This window comes from Prevotella sp. TCVGH, from assembly GCF_023522295.1.
Classification (GTDB): Bacteria; Bacteroidota; Bacteroidia; order Bacteroidales; family Bacteroidaceae; genus Prevotella; species Prevotella timonensis.
Map to the genome: position 1 here is coordinate 1 of NZ_QFFX01000097.1, position 6,297 is coordinate 6,297.

Genomic DNA, 6,297 nt, shown 5'->3' on the forward strand with positions numbered 1-6,297 from the left:
TAAAACAGGCTGCGCCTCAACAATTCAAACAAGTTTGATTGCATTCGGCTTGCTCCGTTTTTGGTTCAAAATGTAAGATTGTTCAGTCGTGTAGCTCGCTACACTCCTTCACGCTCTTACATTTTGACCTCAAAAAAAGCTCAAAATCTAACAAAGCTAATTTATGGAACCTGCCTAAAATATGAATCTTGAATAATGAATTACCTGAGATACCAAACTCCTTTGTTTTCCACCATAGAAACCACTATCTCTTCGTTCGTACTATCCCCATAGGCAAAGACCAAAAAGACATTAGCTGCATGCTTTTCTGTGTCTGCTTTTACCTGAACGATATGGACATCCTTAATGCCGCGGTGTTCAACGGTCTGCTGATTCATATACATTTTGGCATTTGCAATGAGTTGCTCCCTATATGTGTCAGGAATACTGTCATGGCGAAAATGCCCATCCACAAAGGAGGCATAATCGCCTTGTAACAAATAGTCATAATATTGCTTAGCCGCACGTGCCGCCACCTCGCCTTGGTCTGGAGTAGAGGAACAGGCAAAAAAGAACAGCCCCATGAGGATATATAAGAGTTTTTTCATTTTTACTTGTTTGATATAGAGTAACAAAAACACGCAAAGAGCCTGATATCTCTTTCGTCCTATTTTTTACGGATAAAGACATGGATGGGCGAACCCGTCAGCGTCCAATTCTCACGTATCTTATTCTCTAAGAAACGACGGTAATTTTCCTTGATATATTGAGGCAAATTGGCATAGAACACAAACGAAGGAATCTGCGTGTTGGGCAGTTGCGTGCAATATTTTATCTTGATGTACTTGCCTTTGATAGAGGGTGGAGGTGTCGCTTCAATGATAGGCAGCATCACCTCGTTGAGTTTTGAAGTTCCTATGCGTAATTTTCTGCTTTTATAAACATTCTTCGCTGTTTCAAGCACCTTAAAAATACGTTGCTTGGTCAAAGCAGATGCAAATATAATAGGGAAATCAACAAACGGTGCCATGCGCTCACGAATGGCGTTCTCGAAGGTCTTGATAACCTTGTGGTCCTTGTCCTCCACCAAGTCCCACTTGTTAACTACCACCACCAGCGATTTGTTGTTGCGCTGGATGAGCTGAAAGATATTCATATCCTGCGACTCGATACCTCGTGTGGCATCAAGCATAAGAATACATACATCGCTATTCTCTATGGAACGGATACTGCGCATCACAGAGTAAAACTCAAGATCCTCTGTTACTTTATTTTTTCTACGAATGCCCGCCGTGTCGACCAAATAAAAATCAAAACCAAACTTATCGTAACGGGTATAAATGCTATCACGAGTAGTCCCCGCTATCTCGGTGACAATGTTACGATCTTCCCCAATAAAGGCATTGATGATACTACTTTTCCCCACATTGGGACGCCCTACGACCGCAAAACGTGGTATATCCTCTTCAAGCTCTTCGCGCTTATCCGAAGGCAACTTCTCAAGAAGCAAATCTAACAAGTCGCCCGTTCCGCCACCTGTTGCAGCACTGATACATTGTGGCTCACCAAGTCCTAAACGATAAAACTCAGCAGCCGTATAATACTCGGCACTATTATCCACTTTATTGGCAACTAAGATGACTGGCAACTTCGTTTGGCGGAGTATTTGGGCTACATCAGCATCCCAATCCGTGAGACCGTTTTTAACATCAACAACAAACAGTACCAAGTCGGCTTCTTCCGTAGCAACAACCACTTGCTTGCGAATGGCATCTTCGAAGATGTCATCCGAATTCACGACCCAACCACCAGTATCAACGACCGAAAACTCTCGACCATTCCAGGAGCACTTCCCGTATTGACGGTCGCGTGTGGTACCTGCTGTATCACTTACTATCGCTTTGCGCGATTGGGTTAAACGATTAAATAAAGTGGACTTTCCTACATTGGGACGTCCCACTATTGCTACAAGATTTGCCATTTTGCTTATATCTCTCTTCTTAAACCGATGACGGAAAAACCTACATCTGTATATTTACTACTAAAAATGTTTTAACAGCACTATCTTTCAATGGTGCTTCAACAACACGACTTACTCGGGATTATACCCAAAACTGTTGAGCTCGCGGGTAGAGTTTCGCCAGTTCTTGTCCACCTTGACAAAAGTCTCCAGATAAATCTTTTTACCGAAAAACTTCTCTAATGCCTTACGCGCCTCTGTGCTTACCTTCTTTAACGCCATGCCTTGATGCCCAATGATAATGCCTTTTTGCGAGTCGCGCTCAACATAGATAACCGCATGAATATGAATTTGCTGCTCTGTCTCTTTGAAACTATCTACCTTCACCTCAACCGAATAAGGGATTTCTTTGTCATAAAACAGCAGAATCTTCTCACGGAAAATTTCACTCACAAAGAATTTGGCAGGTTTGTCCGTGAGCTGGTCTTTACCGAAATAAGGCGGACTATCAGGCAAAAGCTCTTGAATACGATTCAACAGGATATCTATCCCAAATTTGTTCGACGCAGATATCGGGAGTATTTCTGCATTCGGAAGGATGCCGTGCCATTTCTCCACCAGCTGGTCTAACGTCTTTTGATTACTTTGATCGATTTTATTGATTAGCAAGATTACTGGTATGGTCATCTTGCGAACCTTCTCCAAGAAATCAATATTCTTCTCAAGCGTCTCCACAACATCGGTTACATAAAGCAAAATATCAGCATCAGCCAGTGCAGACTCAGAAAAGGCGAGCATATATTCCTGCATCTTATAGTTTGGCTGAAGGACGCCAGGGGTATCCGAAAAAACAATTTGCATGTCATCGGTATTCACAATTCCCATGATTCGATGACGCGTTGTCTGCGACTTGAACGTAGCGATAGAGATACGCTCCCCTACCAACTGATTCATGAGCGTGGACTTCCCTACATTGGGATTACCCACAATATTAACAAAACCTGCCTTGTGCATAACGTGATTCTTTATGTAAGAACAAAAAAGCGCACTCTTTACCAAGAAAGGATGCGCTTTCATTATTCAATATATGAAATATTTAATTATTTCTTTGTAGCCTCTGTAGCGCCATCATAAGCCCACTTTAAAAAAGAAGCCCCATGTACGAATCCTGCTCCAAAAGCAGTGAAGATAACACAATCTCCTTTTTTCAGTTTGCTTTCATAGTCCCAAAGAGCGAGTGGAATTGTAGCAGCACTTGTATTACCATAATGCTCGATATTCACAGCAACTTTGTCCATAGACAATTCTGCACGCTTTGTAACGGCTTCAATAATACGCAGATTAGCTTCGTGAGGTACTACCCAGTCAACATCATCTTTGCTTAAATTGTTCCGTTTCATAATTTCCAAAACGTCATCGCTCATATCTGTTACCGCATAGCGAAAGACATTTCTTCCCTCTTGGTATAGATAATGCAAACGATGATCTACAGTGAAATGAGACGGTGGGCAGACACTACCTCCTGCTTTCATGTGCAAAAAGGGCAAGCCCTTGCCATCGGTGCGGAAAAACATGTCCTGCATTCCGTATTCGGTATCCTCGGAGGCTTCTACCAATACTGCCCCTGCGCCATCTCCAAACAGTACACAGGTCTGACGGTCTTGATAATCTACCAAAGATGACATCTTATCTGCCCCAATCACAATAATCTTTTTGCATCGACCACTTTCTATCATAGTGGATGCAGTACCTAATGCGTACATAAAGCCACAGCATGCTGCTTCAAAGTCGAACGCAAACGCATTTTTAAGTCCAAGTTTGCCCAAAACGATAGATGCCGTAGAGGGAAACTTGTAATCAGGTGTGGTTGTGGCAACAATCAGCGCATCAATAGTATCAGGATCAACACCCGTCTTTTGTATCAATTGCTTAGCCGCCTTTCGCGCCAAATAACTGGTCCCAAGACCTTCTTCCTTAAGAATTCGACGCTCCTTGATACCTACACGAGTCATAATCCATTCATCGCTGGTATCGACCATGCGCGAAAGCTCCTCGTTGTCAAGAATATAATCAGGAACATACCCGCCAACGCCAGTAATTATTGCGTTGATTCGTCCCATTACTCAGCAACTTCCTTTTCTATTGCAACCTTTCCTCTGTAATAACCACAAGTTGGACAAACGGTGTGGTAAACATAGTATGCTCCACAGTTAGGGCATACAGCCAATGTAGGAGCTACAGCCTTATCATGAGTTCTTCTTTTAAGTGTACGAGTCTTTGACTGTCTTCTTTTAGGATGTGCCATTTTCTTTAATCTTTAATTATTGTTTTTAATTTTTCTAATTGAGCCCAGCGCGGATCTATAGGGTCATTTTCAGCTGCTTCATTACTTCGGGTAACCAAACAATTGTTAAGCGCCCTCATCATCGCATGATTACATTTTCCAGGTGCATGTACATGCTGGATGGGAATGCTAAGATCTATAAATTCATAGATAAACCAAGACGTGTCGATAATTCCTTCATCTTCAGGCACGGTCACTTGGTCATCTGCGTCTGAGTATTCTGTTCCAAGTCTGACTACAAGACATTCGTCAGTTTCTATTGGTTGGTTGAGTTCGTCGAGACAGCGATCACACTGCACCACAACAGTACCAACAATATGAAAACTGAGCATAAAGCTACCCGCCATTTTTCGAAGAGTAAGCTCAACAGAGAGATTCCCTTTGTGAATATCTGGGGCTTTAATGGCCTCAAAGTATTCATCGGTAAGCGTAAACTCGAAGTGTTCAACTTCTTGGTTCACAGCTCTTAAATCTATCTTAAACGGCTCTAAGTCAAACATATTCACACTTTGAGGTGCAAAGTTACAAATATTTTCTGAGATGCTAACGTATAATGATAAAAAAAAATCTTATTATCAATTAAAATCGAATCGAAACAACACAGAAATAAAGGTGTGTGCCGTGTACTCTCCTCTTTGGTCAATGATTCGAAGCCTTCAACTCAATACGGAAGGTGGTTCCTTTATCTTTCTCTGAATCTTTGACGAAAATTTTGCCATTATGATATTCCTCAATGATTCGTTTGGCAAGAGACAGTCCTAACCCCCAACCGCGTCTTTTAGTGGTAAACCCAGGACGAAAAACGTTCTTTATATCTTTCTTCTTAATTCCCTTCCCCGTATCAGAAACTTCAATCACTATTTTTTTCGATTCACGAAAAGCGGAAATCTTAATTTTTCCCACAACTCCTCCCATTGCATCCACTGCATTCTTACATAAGTTCTCTATCACCCATTCAAAAAGAGAAGGAGACATGAGCACGAGTTGATCGTTTCCTTCAAAAGCAATTTGAGATTCAATGGCAATCTTTTTGGAGGTTCGACGGTTCATATATGCCACCACATTCTGAAGAACTTTTGACAAGCTATATAACTCTAATTCTGGCGCGGAGCCTATTTTAGAGAATCGGTCGGCAATGAGTTGCAAGCGCTTCACATCCTGATCTATCTCGGGAATTAAAGTGTCATCTGGGTACGTTTCTTTAAGTATGGCTAACCATGCCATTAAACTTGAAATAGGTGTACCCAACTGGTGGGCGGTCTCTTTAGAAAGTCCCACCCAAACTTTATTTTGTTCGGCTTTCTTAGAACTAAGGAGGGCAAAAAGTGCGACAATCACAAAAATGAGTACCACTCCCAACTGTATATAGGGATAAGTGGAAAGACGTTTGAGCATGAAAGAATCATCGTAACAAACATCGATGTACTCCTTTTCTTCAGGCTCATTAAAAAAGATTCGGATATATTTGCCAGAAGTTTTGAGCTTACGACCCAATTGCTGCACATAAGCAACACTATCTACTTTAGACTTATTAGGAAGTTTGATGTTGCGATTACTTTGTATTGCTCCTTGGCTATCCATCACAATCACAGGAATCGTATGATTTTCATTAATCACCTTCAACACCAAATTCAAATCTGTATTTTCATCTGCCTCATTCAGGGTTCGCATGGCTTCTGCCCAAATCTCCATTTTATTTTGCTCCTCCTTCTCCAAATCACGGATGAGACGATGTGACACAATTAAGGAGATTACCGCTATCAGCACAGCAACAATCACCAATATCACTTTTACGTGTCTAACTCGATCTGTCCATTGCATAAGCTAAAAACGTCAACAAACAAAATTTATTGCTCATATCCACTGCAACCTTCCATACCTTTGCATCCTTTCCTTGCTATCCACACCGCACCATCCTATATCTCTGTAGCCTAAACACACAAAAAAGCCTCCAGCATCGGTTGAGACACTGGAGGCGTGAAGTAAAAAAGGCAGCTACCTACTCTCCCACATT

At 41.7% G+C, this 6,297-nt stretch carries 7 protein-coding genes; all 7 read right to left on the bottom strand.

Annotated elements, in window-relative coordinates:
* Positions 1-200 precede the first annotated feature (200 nt).
* The gene (locus tag DEM91_RS11755; protein ID WP_249859039.1) at positions 201-587 is read right to left on the bottom strand and encodes a hypothetical protein; all 387 of its coding nucleotides are present in this window, start codon (positions 585-587) and stop codon (positions 201-203) included.
* Between the two features lie 59 nt (positions 588-646).
* Positions 647-1,960 carry a ribosome biogenesis GTPase Der gene (der, locus tag DEM91_RS11760; protein ID WP_102189135.1) on the bottom strand — a complete coding sequence of 438 codons (1,314 nt, stop codon included), beginning with the start codon at positions 1,958-1,960 and terminating at the stop codon, positions 647-649.
* Positions 1,961-2,071: 111 nt separating this feature from the next.
* Positions 2,072-2,953, bottom strand: a complete 882-nt coding sequence (gene era / locus DEM91_RS11765) for a GTPase Era (RefSeq protein WP_195253940.1) — start codon at positions 2,951-2,953, stop codon at positions 2,072-2,074.
* Between the two features lie 86 nt (positions 2,954-3,039).
* Positions 3,040-4,059 (bottom strand): beta-ketoacyl-ACP synthase III, encoded by a 1,020-nt coding sequence (locus DEM91_RS11770; RefSeq protein ID WP_249859040.1) that lies wholly within the window; start codon positions 4,057-4,059, stop codon positions 3,040-3,042.
* Positions 4,059-4,244 carry a 50S ribosomal protein L32 gene (gene rpmF / locus DEM91_RS11775; protein WP_081454857.1) on the bottom strand — a complete coding sequence of 62 codons (186 nt, stop codon included), beginning with the start codon at positions 4,242-4,244 and terminating at the stop codon, positions 4,059-4,061. The genes DEM91_RS11770 and rpmF overlap by 1 nt, the downstream gene beginning before the upstream one ends.
* 5 nt (positions 4,245-4,249) lie before the next feature.
* On the bottom strand, positions 4,250-4,783 hold the full coding sequence (locus DEM91_RS11780) for a YceD family protein (RefSeq protein ID WP_249859041.1): 534 nt from the start codon (positions 4,781-4,783) through the stop codon (positions 4,250-4,252).
* A 139-nt stretch (positions 4,784-4,922) separates the two neighbouring features.
* Positions 4,923-6,104: a sensor histidine kinase gene (locus DEM91_RS11785; protein ID WP_249859042.1), complete on the bottom strand. Its 1,182-nt coding sequence runs from the start codon at positions 6,102-6,104 to the stop codon at positions 4,923-4,925.
* Positions 6,105-6,297 lie beyond the last annotated feature (193 nt).

Coding starts and splice junctions, on each gene's coding strand:
- rpmF (WP_081454857.1), bottom strand. CDS start 4,244: ATGGCACATCCTAAAAGAAGACAGTCAAAGACTCGTACACTTAAAAGA.
- DEM91_RS11755 (WP_249859039.1), bottom strand. CDS start 587: ATGAAAAAACTCTTATATATCCTCATGGGGCTGTTCTTTTTTGCCTGT.
- era (WP_195253940.1), bottom strand. CDS start 2,953: ATGCACAAGGCAGGTTTTGTTAATATTGTGGGTAATCCCAATGTAGGG.
- DEM91_RS11770 (WP_249859040.1), bottom strand. CDS start 4,059: ATGGGACGAATCAACGCAATAATTACTGGCGTTGGCGGGTATGTTCCT.
- der (WP_102189135.1), bottom strand. CDS start 1,960: ATGGCAAATCTTGTAGCAATAGTGGGACGTCCCAATGTAGGAAAGTCC.
- DEM91_RS11785 (WP_249859042.1), bottom strand. CDS start 6,104: ATGCAATGGACAGATCGAGTTAGACACGTAAAAGTGATATTGGTGATT.
- DEM91_RS11780 (WP_249859041.1), bottom strand. CDS start 4,783: ATGTTTGACTTAGAGCCGTTTAAGATAGATTTAAGAGCTGTGAACCAA.